Raw genomic sequence first — 13,649 nt, 5'->3', positions numbered from 1 at the left:
TTATCACAAAGCTCTGGTAAGTTTATAGCTAGTTTATATGTGATCGTATTGAAACTAAATTTTTATAAAAAATATACTGAAATATTTGGATTAATACTAAAATTGATAAACAACTTGAAACAACTACAGAAACTAAAGGCCAGCCTAAAAATATAGCACTATTTATATCACATAAAATACTAATCAATGAAAACCCTAAGTAAAATATACTAAACCCCTCTGCTTCTTTTTGACGAAAATTTTTATAAATTTGAGGAAGCCAATAAATGTTATAAATAACTCCACTTATAGAGCCACTCCAAAGCAAAGCATTTTCATTTAGTTTAGTTAAGAAAGTCACTAAAGCTATTATTGCTAAAAAGAAAAATATAAATAATGTATGAATAAAAAAGTATTTTTCTCGTCTATCATTTAAAATCTGAAGCTGCTGTATACTTAAAAAACTCAATAAAATAACATCTACTAAAATATACTGCCATTGCATATTAAATCCAACTGCATAAACCAAATCTAACGCATTAGCAAAAATCATTAATGAATGAGTCCAGAGACTAATCTCAAAAGTCTTATGCTTAAATTGATTATGTATAGTTTGTGGTAAAAAATGAATGAAGTAAATTACTAGTGATATATTTAAAGTTAAATAGCCGAAATTTTCCAATGTTTATCTCCTATTACTTAAACAAAATAATAAGAGTCTGAATGATGGTTCTTATAAAAGAGATATCAAACAAACTCCCTACGCTAATATTAATTAGATCAGGTACAAAGGGTAATTCTCAGCCATTTCTTTCATGAAATTAGCACCCCTGTTGTTGTCACTCACTATAACATAATTTATTCTAGTTTCATATTTTTAGCTGGTAAATTAACGCATCACTATATTTACCATTAGCTTTTTTATAATAGTTTTTACGTTTTGAAATTTCTCTAAAATTAAGCTTATTATAAAGCTTTATAGCACTTTGATTATTAACATCTACTTCCAAAAATATATTCTCAACTTCGGACTTTTTAGAAAACTCATTTAATGATTTCTGTAAAATCTGATAGCCTAAACCTTTTTTCTGATTACTAGCCAATACACAAATATATAAGAGCTCTACTGTTTCAAAAATCTTACTAAAAATAGCTACAGCTAAAAGCTCTTGATTATCATTAATTAAACCAAAAACCATATCATCTGTTAAAGAATCTATAACCTGTTTATCAGACCAGCTAAAATCTTTATCTGATACTCTTATTAAATTTACTACTTCTTTAGAAAAAGATTTATTTAACTGCGAAATCTGCATATTCATAAAGCTTAGAAAGAATATTTTTTTTGCTTTGGATACTAAGCAAGTCTGTATCTTTAATGATAAGATCTTTCTCTAAAATATTAATACCTTTATATTTATCTAATACAGGATCAATTTCTGAATGAAAAATGTTAATCTGTGAATTAAAAAATAAATTAGCAGCAATATTTTTATAGAGATTTATGTTTAATGTGTCTGATATGAAAAAATTTATAAGTTTGGAGCTATTTTTTTCATTCGAGTAAAGAAGTTGAGGTTCTATAACAGCCTCTTCATTTTGTGTTTCTTTTTGTTCTTCAGCGACTACTAAAGATTCAGACTTACAAGGTTTATATTGCTCTTTAAGCTCCCAAAGATCAATATCAAAAACTTCTTGTAACTGATTTTCAAAATTCATTATTTTTTCTCTAATCTATCTACCAGTTTCTTAGGAAAAGAATATTCTTTAAGTTTAACAGACTTTCTAAGTCTATTAACCTCAGAAGGGTTAAGTTCTAGAGTCTTACCTCTTGATATAAACTTGGGTAGAATAATGTCTCCAAACCTAACTCGAGTAAGTCTACTAACAGTAGCACCTATTGCCTCAAACATTCTTCTAACTTCTCTATTTCGTCCTTCAGAAAGAGTTACATAATACCAGAGATTAGCACCTTCTCCACCAGAGAATTTTACATTGTTAAATTTAGCAATACCATCCTCCAGCTCAACCCCTTCTTTAAGTTTTGCGATAGTCTCTTCTGATAATTGTTCACCAAATACACGTACTGCATATTCTCTCTCTATTTCATAAGATGGATGCATCAATCTATTTGCAAGATCACCATCTGTTGTAAATAATAAAAGCCCCGTAGTATTTATATCTAAGCGCCCTACCATTATCCAACGAGATTTAGCCAGCTTTGGTAACGAATCAAAAACCGTTTTTCTACCTTGTTCATCTTTACTAGTACAAACTTCACCCTCTCTCTTATGATATATAATCACTCTAGGTCTAGTCATTGGTTGACCATATAAGTGCAAAGCTTTTCCATCAAAACTAATTTTATCTTTCTCTGTAGCTTTATCACCTATAGTAGCTACCTTACCATTAACTCTAACTCTACCTTGCTGAATAAATTCTTCAATTTTTCTTCTTGAGCCAATACCATATTTAGCTAATATCTTTTGCAATCTTTCAGGCGTTGCTTGGTTAAACTGTGTTGTTCTACGCATCTTTAGAAGTATCTCCTTGCGTTGTTACTTTAGAGAAGAATTTCTCCATATCCTCATCGTTATAATTATTTGATGATAAAATTAATCTTACTGCTGCTGCTTCATTTCTATTATGGGCATATTCAGCTAGCTTCAGTCTTAAGTCTAAAATTCTCTTATTGTTAAAAAATGCTCTATCACCTTTCATACTATAGATAGTTTTATAACAAGCTTTATAATTTTTTGCTTCAAAATACATTTCTGCTAGTCTTAACTTAGCAGCTCTATAATCTTTTCTAAACTGATCTGCTCTTTTCATAAAGTCTAATGCATCTTTTTTTCTTCCTTGCTTATATAAGCATTCAGAATAAAGAAATAAAGTTTGAGCCATATCATTGTTTGATGACATATACATAGATTTTTCAAACAATTCTTGAGCTTTTTTGAAGTCATATTTTTGACTGCATAAATATTGAGCATAAAAATTCATAGCTTCAAAATCTTTAGGATGATAATAAACAGCATTATCATAATATTTTTCTGCTATAGAATTTGCACCAATCATTTGGTAGTAGTATCCTGCTGCATAATCTACTATAGCTAAATTATAACCATGTTCTTTTGCTAGATTCTGTGCCTTTATGAGCCTATCCTTTGCTCTATCTAAATATCCTTCTGTAGTATAAGCAATAACTAATTCTGCTGTTAGTTCAGTAGCTTTTCTATAGTCTGCTTTCTGTTCAAGCTCAGGCTCAGCTGATACTGTATATTTCGCAACATTACCCTCCACCACTTCATTATTCTTATTTTGATTCTGTTGTGAACTGGTTGGTTTTTGTTGATTTGACGGTGTCATACAGGCTGACAAGCCACTAGATAAAATAGTTATAGCTATAATCTTTTTTAAATTAATTGGCATCACTATCCCCAATATTCTTTAGGTATCTTTGCTTTCTATTTGTTTTATCCATTACATCTCCAGCAAGCTGTCCACAAGCAGCATCAATATCATCACCACGCGTCTTTCTGACAGTAGTAACAAACCCTTTATGTTGAAGATATTCTTTAAATTTATGAATTCTATTACCACTAGGCTTTTTATAAGGTGTACCTGGATATGGATTAAATGGTATAAGATTAATTTTAGCAGGAACTTCACGAGATTTTAATAATTCTACCAGAGCTTCAGCATCTGATAAGTTATCATTAACTTCTTGCATAAGAGTATATTCAAAAGTTATATGCTTATGAGGTCCCTTTTCTGCATATAATTTACATGCATCTAAGAGTTCATCAATATTATATTTTTTATTAATTGGAACAATTTCATTACGCAAAGCATCTGTTGGGGCATGAAGTGATACTGCTAAAGATACTCCAGATTGCTCTAGTAAGTCATAGATTCGAGGAACTACTCCTGAAGTGCTAAGTGTTACTTTTCTTCTTGATAAACCATAAGCTAAATCATCCATCATGATATCCATAGCTGGAACCACATTTTCAAAATTCATTAGTGGCTCACCCATTCCCATCATTACAATATTTGTAACTGTGAAATCATGTTCACCATTTTCTTTTGATAGTGTTCTAGCGGCTATCCAAAGTTGAGAGATAACTTCAGCTGATGATAAGTTTCTATTAAAGCCTTGTTTACCAGTAGAGCAAAAACTACAGTTTAGAGTACACCCTACTTGTGAAGATACACATAAGGTTCCACGTCCTTCCTCTGGAATAAATACAGTTTCAACCGCACTGCCACCAACATCAATAAGCCATTTATGAGTACCATCTTTAGATGCTTTACTAAAAACAACTTTTGGTATATTTATTTCTGCTTGCTCTTTTAATTTAGCACGCAAATTTTTACCAAGGTCAGTCATGAAATCAAAATCTATAACACCTTTTTTATGAATCCATTTAAAAACCTGTCTAGCATGAAATTTTTTCTCACCAATACTTAAAAAAAACTCTTCTATTGCTTTTTGATTTAACCCAAGTAAATTTACTTTATTTTGTTGCATAAAAATCTCTTTTCATAAAAATTATTCGTTATAACCCATATCACCAGGTAAAATATTATCATTCTCATTTGTTAAATTCGCAAAACTAACAAACTGACCATCAAAGCGCACATGCACTGTACCAATAGGGCCGTTACGTTGCTTACCTATTATTATTTCACCTAGATTTTTATTATCTTCGCTATCTTTATTATAAACTTCATCTCGATAAATAAACATAATCAAATCAGCATCTTGTTCAATTGCACCAGACTCTCTTAAATCTGACATCATTGGTCGTTTATCTTTACGATCATCTACAGCACGATTTAATTGTGATAAGGCTATAACAGGTATATCAAGTTCTTTAGCCAAAGCTTTTAATGATCTTGATATCTCTGATACCTCAAGCGTTCTGTTTGTTTCATAGCCAGGTATTTTCATAAGTTGAAGATAATCTATCAGAATCATTGATAAACCATCATGTTCATTATATAGCCTACGAGCTCTTGAACGCATCTCAGCAGGAGTTAGTCCTGATGTATCGTCAATATACAACGGCATATCACTAAGATCTTTCATAGCTTTTGTAATCTTAACCCAGTGAGCATCATTTAGACGATTACATTCTTTAAGAAGATTCATCTCAACTCGAGCTTGGGAAGCTAGCATCCTTGTAACAATATCTTCTGATGGCATCTCCAAACTAAATACAAGCACTGGTTTATTTGCAGATTTTGCGACGTTTTGAGCGATGTTTATACCTAATACAGTTTTACCCATAGAAGGACGAGCTGCAATAATCCCCATATTAGCTCTTTGTAAACCAGATGTCATTTTATCTAAATCTATAAACCCTGTAGATGTACCCGTCAAACCTGTACCAGCATCAACTATAGCGCTCATTCTATCAACAAGTTTAGGTATCACAGTCTTTATTGACTCTGGACCTTTTGTCATAGTTTCGCGCTCTTTAGTTATATCTAAGATTCTACTTTCAGCATAATCAATTACATCATCTGGATTTTTTGAATCAGCAGAATAAATTTTCTGAACAATATCATTAATACTATTCTGAAGGCTTCTAAGCTTGGCTTTATCCTTGACTATATTTGCATATGTTTTAATGTTTGAAATAGATGGGGTATTTGTAGCTAGATCGACTATATAAGCCTCACCACCAGCCTCTTCTAAAAGTCCTTCAGTTGCAAGATACTCACTTAGAATTAAAACATCAAAAGGCGTGTTAGCTTGGTTCAAAGCAAATATCTGCTTATAAATAATCTTATGCTTTTTATCAAAGAAATCATCTTCAAGGAGCATATCCTCTACAAGTTCAATATTTTGATTATGTAGAAGTATATTTCCTAAAATAGCTTTTTCGGCCTCAAGAGAATAAGTAGTTTCAGCCAGCTTAAAGTGATAATCTGTAGACATCAAAAACCCTTATTTTAAATACAAAAAAACCATGCCTAACACATGGTTTTAATATTTATACAGAATGTGTTAGTTTATATATTATAAAACTAACCTTCAGAAGCTACAACATTTACTTTGATGTCAGCGTCAACATCTGTGTAAACATGTACAGTAAGCTCGAATTCACCAGTAGTTCTAATAACACCTTCTGGCATACGAACTTGGCTTTTCTCGATTTCTTTACCAGATTCTTTAGTGATAGCTTCAGCAACTTCCGCAGTACCAACAGAACCAAATAGCTTACCACCGTCACCAGCTTGAGCTGCAACTGTGTAAGTTTTATCTTTGATAATATCTGCAACGGCAACTGCAGCATCAAATCTAGCTTTTTCTGCTTTTTCTAACTCAGCTTTTTGAGCTTCGAAAGTTTCGATGTTAGCTTTAGTAGCTTGAACAGCCTTGCCAAAAGGGATAAGGAAGTTTCTAGCATATCCTGGTTTTACGTTTACTACATCACCTAATACACCAAGGTTTTCAACTTTTTCTTTTAAAATAACTTGCATTGTAATCAACCTCCAGTATTAGTTAAAGTGACGATCACAGTAAGGTAATAACGCCAAGAATCTTGCTCTTTTGATAGCTGTAGAAAGCTGTCTTTGATACTTAGCTGATGTACCAGTTACACGACTTGGTACGATTTTACCTGTTTCAGTAACATAAGCTTTTAACTTATTTACATCTTTATAATCAATTTCTTTTACGCCATCAACAGTGAAACGGCAAACTTTACGACGACTCATCTTAAAATCCTTCTATTAAATTACTTCTTTTTCGTTTGATTCCATCATAATAGATGGCTCTGTAACAGCTTCTTTCTTAGAAATTACTAAACGACGTAAAACTGCATCGTTGTATTTTAGGTTTTCTTGAAGCTTCTCTAGAGACTCAACATCACACTCAACATTGAAAAGTACATAGTGTGCTTTATGAAGTTTCTCGATAGGATAAGCTAATTGACGACGACCCCAATCTTCAAATCTGTGGATTTTACCGCCTTTTTCTTCAATGATTCCACGATATTTACCAAGCATAGCATCTAGCTGCTCAGATTGATCTGGATGAATCATTAATACGATTTCATAATGTTTCATTTTGTAAACTCCTTCCGGTTTATCATTTAAGTTAGTTTTTACTGATAAGCTATGCAGAAATTACTTCACATAGCAAAGAGCAAGACAAAAGTATACTAAGAATAGCAAGATATCGCAAGTAATCTACTCAAATATTTAATCAGTTTAAATAAAATTTTTAAAAACTTGCTTACTCAAAGAGTATTTTATGCTCCCTACTGCTAAAATATATTCCATAAACTCGTGACTTTTATCTTATCTAGAGAAAAGTTCTAATTTTAAGGTTAAAACATGAAAGAAAAAATCTCAAAATTTGAAAAATTTTTAACACAACTTCAAAAGAATATAACATCTGCATTAGAAAAATGTGAAACAAACGATGCAAAATTTATCAGTGATAAGTGGGAAAAACCAAATACTCCTGATCAAAAGCTTAAAGGTTATGGTAACTCTATGATTATAGAAGGCGGTGAAATTTTTGAAAAAGGTGTCGTTGCTTTCTCAAGAGTCCATGGAGATGCTTTACCATCGTCCGCTACAGCTAAAAGACAAGAACTTGCAGGTAAATCTTTTATCGCGACAGGCGTATCGCTTGTTATTCATCCTCACAATCCTTTTGTGCCAACATCACATGCAAATTTTAGAATATTTGTAGCAGGAGCTGACGCAGATAATCCAGTCTGGTGGTTTGGCGGTGGTTTTGATTTAACACCTTATTACCCTTTTGAAGAAGATGCTATACATTGGCACCAAACTGCTAAAGATGTTTGCGACAAACATGATAAAGAATATTATCCAAAATTTAAAAAATGGTGTGATGATTATTTCTACCTAAAACATCGTGATGAGTGCCGCGGCGTTGGTGGATTATTTTTTGATGATTTAAACGATAAGTCTTTTGATGAATGTTTTGCATTTGTAACAGATTGTGCAAATTCTTATCTAGAAGCATACCTACCAATAGTAGAGAAAAGAAAAAATCTCGAATACTCTCAAAAACAAAAAGATTTCCAGCTATATCGTAGAGGCAGATACGTAGAGTTTAATTTAGTATTTGATAGAGGGACTATCTTTGGTTTGCAAAGTGGTGGTCGTACTGAATCGATATTATCATCAATGCCTCCAATGGCTACTTGGAAATATAATTGGCAACCTGAAGAAGGCTCAGAAGAAGCCAAAGTTTATGAGTTTATTAAGCCTAGAGAATGGATAAAATAATAATTAACAACATTTATCTCAACATCAGTTATGCTACAATTATTTAACAATTTTTAAAGAATTTTACACTATGAAAACAAACTTTTGTGCAGGGCCTGCTGTAGTTCCAAATACTATAATTGAGCAATTACAACAGATGATGGTCAATTATAAAAATACTGGTGTTTCTTTATTATCTATCTCACATAGAGATAAAGTTTTTGATGAAGTACATACTTCTATTCAAAAAAACTTACGAAACCTACTTAATATTCCAAATAATTACTCTGTGCTTCTTATGCAAGCTGGAGCTACAGCTCAATTCTCTGCAATACCAATGAATCTATCTGATAAACACAAGAAAGCTCTATATGTATGTAGTGGACAATGGTCTGAAAAATCAGCCAAAGAAGCAGCTAAATTTATAGATGTAAATGCTGTTAGCTATGATGAAAAAATCAAGGAAAGCTTTGAAAGTAATAAGTATGACTATATTTACTATACCGATAATGAAACAGTAGATGGTTTTCAAATAAAAAGCCTAGCAAAATCATGCAATACGGAGCTTGTATGTGATATGTCATCAAGCTTCTTATCAAAACCTATAAATATCTCAGACTATGGATTAATCTACGCAGGCGCTCAAAAGAATGCTGGCATTCCTGGTTTAACCATAGTTATTGTTAAAGATTCTCTAATTCAACAAAAAAATAATATCCCTGTAGTTTTTGATTACTTTATTACAAAAAAATCAAATTCTGTTTACAATACTCCTTCTGTAATTTCTTGGGTAACTTTTGAGTTGACTTTAGAATATCTAATTAAAAATTACGGTAACTTAGCTAAAATAGAAATATTTAATAATGAAAAAGCCAAGCTTCTCTACTCTACTATAGATAGTTCTAAAATTTATACTAATGATATAAAACCTGAATATCGTTCAAATATGAATGTAATTTTCCACCTACCTTCTGCTGAGTTGACTGATAAATTTTTAGATAATGCTGATAAAGCAGGTTTTTATGGCTTAAAAGGTCATCGCCAAGTTGGTGGTTGCAGAGCTAGCTTATATAATGCAGTATCTTTAGAAGATGTTAAAAAATTAGTAATATTTATGCAGGATTTTGAAAATGAACAACTCTAAAATTATAACGATTGATGGACCTAGTGGTGTAGGCAAAGGAACTTTAGCAAAAGCCCTAGCAAAACACCTTAATTATAAACTGCTTGATAGCGGTGCTATATATAGATTAGCAGCTCTTCATTGCTATAAAAATAATACCAACCTTGAAAATGAGCAAGAAGTACATCAAGCTCTAGAAACTCTTGATATTAACTTCAAAATTGAAGGTGATATTGTCAAAGTATTTTTAAATAATGAAGATGTAACTAAAGAAATTCGTACTGAGCAAACAGGTATGCTTGCCTCAAAAATTGCTGCTTACCCTTCTGTTAGAGAAATACTTTTAGATAAGCAAAGAGAGTTTGCTACAGAGCAAGGCTTAGTAGCAGATGGTCGTGATATGGGCACTGTTGTATTTACAGATGCTAAATATAAATTCTTCTTAGATGCTGATACAAAAATTACTGCCAAGAGAAGATTCAATGAACTAGAATCTAAAGGGTTAAACCCTGATTTTGATAAAATCTTAGCAGATATTGAGAAAAGAGATTTCCGAGATCGTAATCGTAAAGTTGCGCCTCTAAGACCAGCTGAAGATGCTCAAATAATAGATACTTCAAATTTGTCTATAAAAGAAGTTTTTAAAACTGTAATTTCTAAAATTATTTAAAACCCTACTTTAACTACTTCACCATTAGCTATCCCAGCTACAGCTTTAACATAAGCATTTGCAACATCTACAGCTTTCACTGGCTTATAACCCACAAAAAATGGACCATATTTACCCAGAGCTTCTTCAATGACTGTTGGACTTACTGTATTTATACGAAAGTTTTTATATTCTAATGATGCAGCTTTTACAAACCCCTCTAAACCAGCATTAACTGTAGCAGCTATACTTCCCATAGCTATTGGCTCAACATTTAATATCCCAGTAGTTAAAGTAAATGAGCCACCTTCATTGATATATTTAGAGCCAATTTGCACCAAATTAATTTGACCTAAAAGCTTATTACTTAAGCTTAAGTCCCAATCTTTTTGCTCTATTTCTGCAATAGGTTTAAAAGCCACTTTTCCCGTTGTTGATACTAAAGCATCAAAACTACCAATCTTTTCAAATAACTCTTTAATTGAATTAGGATCTTGAATATCTACAGTAAAATCTGTTTCCTGTCCTGAGAAACTTACAGAAACAACTTCATAGCCAGCGACTTTTAAACTTTCATACGTTGCTGAGCCAATAGTCCCTGTCGCACCAATTAAAACTACTTTTTTGATCATTTTTTATACTCCTAAATACAAAAAAAGCTAGCTACTCTATAAAAAGCAACCAGCTTTATAATTTTTTAGAATAAAGTTATGAGTAATTACTTAGACTCAAGATACTTCATTACAGTTTCTGGAGAAGACTCACCATACGGGTCATCATCAGCGTTATCACGCTTGCCTGGCTCTACAAACATTTTTTCGATTTCGCCATTATCAACAACCATAGCGTATCTCCATGTTCTGTGACCAAAACCTAAGTTAGATTTGTCAACAAGCATGTCCATACCTTTAGTAAACTCACCATTACCATCTGGGATTGGCTTAATATTTTTAACGCCTTGAGCTTGAATCCACTTATTCATTACAAAAGTATCATTTACAGATAACACATAAATATCATCTATACCTAACTCTCTGAATTTAGCTGCATTCTCTTCAAAACCTGGTAGCTGGTAAGTTGAGCAAGTCGGAGTATATGCGCCAGGTAAAGCAAAAACGATTACTTTTTTATTATCAAAAAGATCACTTGTAGTTACATCTTGCCATTTAAATGGATTATCACCACCAATACTTTCATCTCTTACTCTAGTTCTAAAAGTTACATTAGGAACTCTTTTAGTCATTTCTAACTCCTTATTTTTTGTTAAATCAATGTTCTATGTGATCTATTGTATTAATATTACACATAATTTAAAATATATAATAATTATACGCACTATAAGCTTTACTTATATGAATACCCGCACTCTTGAATATATCATAGCAGTATATGAAACCAAAAGTTTTATTACAGCATCAGAAAGATGTTTTGTTAGCCAGCCTGCTCTTAGTATGCAGATAAAAAAATTTGAAGAGTTTATAGGTATTCAGATATTTGAAAGAGGCACAAAGCAAGTATTAATAACAAAATCTGGCATGAAGATTGTCAATCAAGCATATAAAATTCTTGATGAAGTCAACAATCTAAAAAGAATCTCTGACCTACTACTAGATAATGGTAAATTAAGTATTTCAATCGGTGCGTTTCCTACTTTATGCCCATATTTAATGCCTAAAGTCTTACCTATCATAAAAAAAGAGATTCCAAATATAAGCATATCAGTAGTAGAAGAAAAAACTGATATTCTTGTCGATATGCTTAACCAAGGTAAACTTGATTTTGCTTTTTTAGCAACTCCTACGGATAATTACCAGTTTGAAAGAAAAAAGGTCTTTGATGATAGATTCTACGCTGCTGTATCAAAATCAAATCCTATAGCAAAAAATAAAAAAATTTGTGTAACTGAGCTTGTTAAAGAGAATTTAATGATGTTAGATGAAGGTCATTGTCTTAGAGATCAAACATTAAAACTTTGTGCTCTAAGTGATTTTAATAATAATGATTTTAAAGGTAGTAGTTTAGAGACTCTAAGACAAATGGTATCTATAGATGAGGGTATAACTTTAGTGCCTAAAATCGCTTGTACTAAGACAGAGAATGTTAAATATATAGATATTGATAATGCTGATTTTTATCGTGAAATCGATTTAGTTATGCGTAAAAGTTCTGTATACGAAGATTTATTTGCAAAAATTGCTAAGATAATTTCTGAAAACCATTAGAAACATCTTAATCTTTTTTAGTTTCAATAAAAGTCATCATTCCTGAATGCATGTGATAAAGCATATGACAATGTATAAACCATTTTCCAATTGCATCTGATTTTAATGCTATTGTTATAGTTGATTTAGGCTCTACATATAACGTATCTCTAATAACTCCATCATTTATAGATTTTCCGTTAATTTTAACAACTTTAAAGTCATGACCATGAATATGTATAGGATGTGACATACCTGTTTCATTTTGAATCTCAAAGAAATATGTCTTACCATGTTTTAATTCTATAGGAGTGACATTCGGCCATGTTTGATTATTAATTTTCCAAACATAATCTTTCATATTGCCTGTTAGCTTTAAATCTATAGTTTTTTCAACATTATCTATTTTAATAGAATCTTTTTTAGGATGTAACTTCTCTAGTTGTTTATAATTAAAAGCTCCTAAATCGGTACTTGCTTCTTTAGAAATTTTAAGATCTTTATTACTTTTATTGGTAGTTAAGATAAGTCCAGTTTGTTTTTTCTGCCCCTCAACCTGACCTATAATAGGAAAAACTCCTGTCTTAGGAAGTGTAACTTCAATATCCATTCTTTGAGCAATTGCTAACTGAAAGATATTACTTTGATAAGGTTTAACATCTACACCATCCACAGCAACAACCATACCCTTTAAATCACCTAAGTTTATCCAAAAATTTGTCGATGCTGAGCCATTTATAAATCTTAATCTATATGTTTGATCAGGAATTACATCTTTAATTTCAGGATTATCGTCTGTTTTATAATTAGTTAAAAAGCTATCATATTCAACATCATTTAAATCCATCTGCATATTTAGTTTCATAGCCATAGCACCCTTATGCATATGATGCATGTGATGATTACTACCATTATTATGTTTTAGATCTTGCATTATCTTTTCGGGTTTCTTAAAACTGAAATCCTGAAACATCACAATGATATCATTTTTGTTATTATAATTTTTTGGATAAACTATGAGAGGAGCTTCTACATAGTTTTGCTCTTGAAAGCCATAATGAGAATGCATCCAAAAGGTTCCGCTTTGATTTAATTTAAATTTATAAGAATAAGAATTATTAGGTTTAATATAGTCTTGTGTTAATTCTGTACCATCATCTTTGTTCGGTAATAATAAACCATGCCAATGTAAGACAACAGGCTCTTTTAGTTTATTTTTGACAGTAACATTAAACTCATCACCAACTGTTGCATAATAACCCCATGTACCATCTGGCTGTTCTATCGTATTTACAGATACATTTTTTCCATCTACTTTTATATTCTTATCTATAACGAATAACTCTGTAGTATTGCTGTTTGTGTAAGAATAAATAGCTACTATAGATGCTAATGTTATAAAAGCGATTAACATAATTATTCTAGTTTTTTGTTTCAT

Annotated in this window: 17 protein-coding genes and 1 riboswitch; of the genes, 4 read left to right on the top strand and 13 right to left on the bottom strand. The window is 31.5% G+C overall.

Going from position 1 to position 13,649, the window contains the following annotated elements:
• Window positions 1-28 precede the first annotated feature (28 nt).
• From QI37_RS00720 to rpsF, 10 genes are all read right to left on the bottom strand, one after another.
• Window positions 29-661, bottom strand: a complete 633-nt coding sequence (locus tag QI37_RS00720; RefSeq protein WP_040007636.1) for a PQ-loop repeat-containing protein — start codon at window positions 659-661, stop codon at window positions 29-31.
• A gap of 57 nt (window positions 662-718) precedes the next feature.
• Window positions 719-821, bottom strand: a riboswitch (TPP riboswitch).
• 27 nt (window positions 822-848) lie between these two features.
• The gene (locus QI37_RS00715; protein WP_040010623.1) at window positions 849-1,295 is read right to left on the bottom strand and encodes a GNAT family N-acetyltransferase; all 447 of its coding nucleotides are present in this window, start codon (window positions 1,293-1,295) and stop codon (window positions 849-851) included.
• Window positions 1,273-1,698, bottom strand: a complete 426-nt coding sequence (locus tag QI37_RS00710) for a hypothetical protein (protein WP_040007634.1) — start codon at window positions 1,696-1,698, stop codon at window positions 1,273-1,275. Before QI37_RS00710 ends, QI37_RS00715 begins: the two co-directional genes overlap by 23 nt.
• Window positions 1,698-2,513 (bottom strand): 23S rRNA pseudouridine(2605) synthase RluB, encoded by an 816-nt coding sequence (rluB, locus tag QI37_RS00705; RefSeq protein ID WP_040007633.1) that lies wholly within the window; start codon window positions 2,511-2,513, stop codon window positions 1,698-1,700. The genes QI37_RS00710 and rluB overlap by 1 nt, the downstream gene beginning before the upstream one ends.
• Window positions 2,506-3,411 (bottom strand): CDC27 family protein, encoded by a 906-nt coding sequence (locus QI37_RS00700; RefSeq protein ID WP_040007632.1) that lies wholly within the window; start codon window positions 3,409-3,411, stop codon window positions 2,506-2,508. Before QI37_RS00700 ends, rluB begins: the two co-directional genes overlap by 8 nt.
• Complete coding sequence (gene rlmN, locus QI37_RS00695; protein ID WP_040007630.1) at window positions 3,401-4,513, bottom strand: dual-specificity RNA methyltransferase RlmN; 1,113 nt, start codon at window positions 4,511-4,513, stop codon at window positions 3,401-3,403. Before rlmN ends, QI37_RS00700 begins: the two co-directional genes overlap by 11 nt.
• A gap of 21 nt (window positions 4,514-4,534) precedes the next feature.
• Window positions 4,535-5,929, bottom strand: a complete 1,395-nt coding sequence (gene dnaB, locus QI37_RS00690) for a replicative DNA helicase (RefSeq protein ID WP_040007629.1) — start codon at window positions 5,927-5,929, stop codon at window positions 4,535-4,537.
• 89 nt (window positions 5,930-6,018) lie between these two features.
• Entirely contained in the window at window positions 6,019-6,474 is a 456-nt protein-coding gene (rplI, locus tag QI37_RS00685; RefSeq protein WP_040007627.1) for a 50S ribosomal protein L9, read from the bottom strand.
• Between the two features lie 18 nt (window positions 6,475-6,492).
• A complete protein-coding gene (rpsR, locus tag QI37_RS00680) occupies window positions 6,493-6,711 on the bottom strand; it encodes a 30S ribosomal protein S18 (RefSeq protein WP_040007625.1) in 219 nt (72 codons plus the stop codon).
• A gap of 15 nt (window positions 6,712-6,726) precedes the next feature.
• Entirely contained in the window at window positions 6,727-7,062 is a 336-nt protein-coding gene (gene rpsF / locus QI37_RS00675; protein WP_040007623.1) for a 30S ribosomal protein S6, read from the bottom strand.
• Window positions 7,063-7,332: 270 nt separating this feature from the next.
• Between rpsF and hemF the strand changes: the two genes are divergently transcribed.
• From hemF to cmk, 3 genes are all read left to right on the top strand, one after another.
• Window positions 7,333-8,259, top strand: a complete 927-nt coding sequence (hemF, locus tag QI37_RS00670) for an oxygen-dependent coproporphyrinogen oxidase (protein ID WP_040007622.1) — start codon at window positions 7,333-7,335, stop codon at window positions 8,257-8,259.
• A gap of 70 nt (window positions 8,260-8,329) precedes the next feature.
• Complete coding sequence (serC, locus tag QI37_RS00665) at window positions 8,330-9,382, top strand: 3-phosphoserine/phosphohydroxythreonine transaminase (protein WP_040007620.1); 1,053 nt, start codon at window positions 8,330-8,332, stop codon at window positions 9,380-9,382.
• The gene (gene cmk, locus QI37_RS00660; protein WP_040007619.1) at window positions 9,369-10,031 is read left to right on the top strand and encodes a (d)CMP kinase; all 663 of its coding nucleotides are present in this window, start codon (window positions 9,369-9,371) and stop codon (window positions 10,029-10,031) included. The genes serC and cmk overlap by 14 nt, the downstream gene beginning before the upstream one ends.
• Here cmk and QI37_RS00655 read toward each other — a convergent pair.
• A complete protein-coding gene (locus QI37_RS00655; protein WP_040007617.1) occupies window positions 10,028-10,642 on the bottom strand; it encodes a short chain dehydrogenase in 615 nt (204 codons plus the stop codon). The two genes, cmk and QI37_RS00655, sit on opposite strands and share 4 nt — an antisense overlap.
• Window positions 10,643-10,728: 86 nt before the next feature.
• The gene (locus QI37_RS00650) at window positions 10,729-11,253 is read right to left on the bottom strand and encodes a peroxiredoxin (RefSeq protein WP_040007616.1); all 525 of its coding nucleotides are present in this window, start codon (window positions 11,251-11,253) and stop codon (window positions 10,729-10,731) included.
• 109 nt (window positions 11,254-11,362) lie between these two features.
• Between QI37_RS00650 and oxyR the strand changes: the two genes are divergently transcribed.
• On the top strand, window positions 11,363-12,232 hold the full coding sequence (oxyR, locus tag QI37_RS00645) for an oxidative stress transcriptional regulator OxyR (protein ID WP_040007615.1): 870 nt from the start codon (window positions 11,363-11,365) through the stop codon (window positions 12,230-12,232).
• A 7-nt stretch (window positions 12,233-12,239) separates the two neighbouring features.
• Here the strand turns inward: oxyR and QI37_RS00640 are convergent, their stop codons facing one another.
• On the bottom strand, window positions 12,240-13,649 hold the full coding sequence (locus tag QI37_RS00640) for a multicopper oxidase family protein (protein WP_040007613.1): 1,410 nt from the start codon (window positions 13,647-13,649) through the stop codon (window positions 12,240-12,242).

This window comes from Candidatus Francisella endociliophora (genome assembly GCF_000764555.1).
GTDB classification, from domain to species: Bacteria; Pseudomonadota; Gammaproteobacteria; order Francisellales; family Francisellaceae; genus Francisella; species Francisella endociliophora.
This window is presented reverse-complemented; position numbering and strand designations above follow the sequence as displayed.

Excerpts from the sequence above, each read along its gene's own strand:
- oxyR (WP_040007615.1), top strand. The coding sequence starts at position 11,363 with ATGAATACCCGCACTCTTGAATATATCATAGCAGTATATGAAACCAAA.
- QI37_RS00655 (WP_040007617.1), bottom strand. The coding sequence starts at position 10,642 with ATGATCAAAAAAGTAGTTTTAATTGGTGCGACAGGGACTATTGGCTCA.
- QI37_RS00710 (WP_040007634.1), bottom strand. The coding sequence starts at position 1,698 with ATGAATTTTGAAAATCAGTTACAAGAAGTTTTTGATATTGATCTTTGG.
- hemF (WP_040007622.1), top strand. The coding sequence starts at position 7,333 with ATGAAAGAAAAAATCTCAAAATTTGAAAAATTTTTAACACAACTTCAA.
- QI37_RS00715 (WP_040010623.1), bottom strand. The coding sequence starts at position 1,295 with ATGCAGATTTCGCAGTTAAATAAATCTTTTTCTAAAGAAGTAGTAAAT.
- serC (WP_040007620.1), top strand. The coding sequence starts at position 8,330 with ATGAAAACAAACTTTTGTGCAGGGCCTGCTGTAGTTCCAAATACTATA.
- QI37_RS00700 (WP_040007632.1), bottom strand. The coding sequence starts at position 3,411 with ATGCCAATTAATTTAAAAAAGATTATAGCTATAACTATTTTATCTAGT.
- cmk (WP_040007619.1), top strand. The coding sequence starts at position 9,369 with ATGAACAACTCTAAAATTATAACGATTGATGGACCTAGTGGTGTAGGC.
- rpsR (WP_040007625.1), bottom strand. The coding sequence starts at position 6,711 with ATGAGTCGTCGTAAAGTTTGCCGTTTCACTGTTGATGGCGTAAAAGAA.
- QI37_RS00640 (WP_040007613.1), bottom strand. The coding sequence starts at position 13,649 with ATGAAACAAAAAACTAGAATAATTATGTTAATCGCTTTTATAACATTA.
- rplI (WP_040007627.1), bottom strand. The coding sequence starts at position 6,474 with ATGCAAGTTATTTTAAAAGAAAAAGTTGAAAACCTTGGTGTATTAGGT.
- dnaB (WP_040007629.1), bottom strand. The coding sequence starts at position 5,929 with ATGTCTACAGATTATCACTTTAAGCTGGCTGAAACTACTTATTCTCTT.
- rluB (WP_040007633.1), bottom strand. The coding sequence starts at position 2,513 with ATGCGTAGAACAACACAGTTTAACCAAGCAACGCCTGAAAGATTGCAA.
- rpsF (WP_040007623.1), bottom strand. The coding sequence starts at position 7,062 with ATGAAACATTATGAAATCGTATTAATGATTCATCCAGATCAATCTGAG.
- QI37_RS00650 (WP_040007616.1), bottom strand. The coding sequence starts at position 11,253 with ATGACTAAAAGAGTTCCTAATGTAACTTTTAGAACTAGAGTAAGAGAT.
- rlmN (WP_040007630.1), bottom strand. The coding sequence starts at position 4,513 with ATGCAACAAAATAAAGTAAATTTACTTGGGTTAAATCAAAAAGCAATA.